Annotated in this window: 1 protein-coding gene; it reads left to right on the plus strand. The window is 67.9% G+C overall.

Going from position 1 to position 629, the window contains the following annotated elements; translation table 11 throughout:
- A partial coding sequence (locus tag AC0L2C_RS34165; RefSeq protein WP_473525532.1) for an efflux RND transporter permease subunit occupies nt 1–629 on the plus strand: 629 nt, incomplete at both ends.

The raw sequence follows: 629 nt of genomic DNA on the forward strand, positions 1-629 counted from the left end.
GAAGACGTGGTCGGCGTGATCCAGTACGAGTTCGTCGACTGGCGCGAGCGCAAATCGGCGAACGCCATCCTGGACGAGCTGCGCGGCGTCATGGCCGGCATTCCCGGCGTCGACGTCGAGGTTCGCGTGCCCGAGGCCGGCCCGCCCACTGGCAAGCCGATCCAGATCAGGCTGTCAGCCGTCGACCCGAAAGGTCTCGACGACAAGGCGCGCGCCGTCGCCGCTCGCATTGCCAAGGTCCCCGGTGTCATCGATATTTCCGACGGCCTGCCGCCGCCCGGCGTCGACTGGGCGCTCGACGTCGACCGCGCCAAGGCGGCACAATACGGCATCAGCCCGACCTCGGTCGGAACGGTGGTGCAACTCGTGACGAACGGGCTGAAGCTCAGTGAATACCGGCCGGCCGGTGCTGACGACGCCGTCGACATCAGGCTGCGCCTGCCCGAGGATCGGCGCACGCTGTCGACGCTCGACGATTTCAGGGTGCAGACGTCGCAAGGGTCGGTGCCGATCTCGAATTTCGTCGTGCGCAAGCCCGAGCCGACCGTCGGTATCCTCAACCGCATCGACGGCGCGCGCACCGTGGTCGTCCAGGCCAATGTCGCCGCCGGCGAGCAGGTCGCTTCTGT

The sequence above is a fragment of the Mesorhizobium sp. WSM4845 genome, assembly GCF_055811455.1.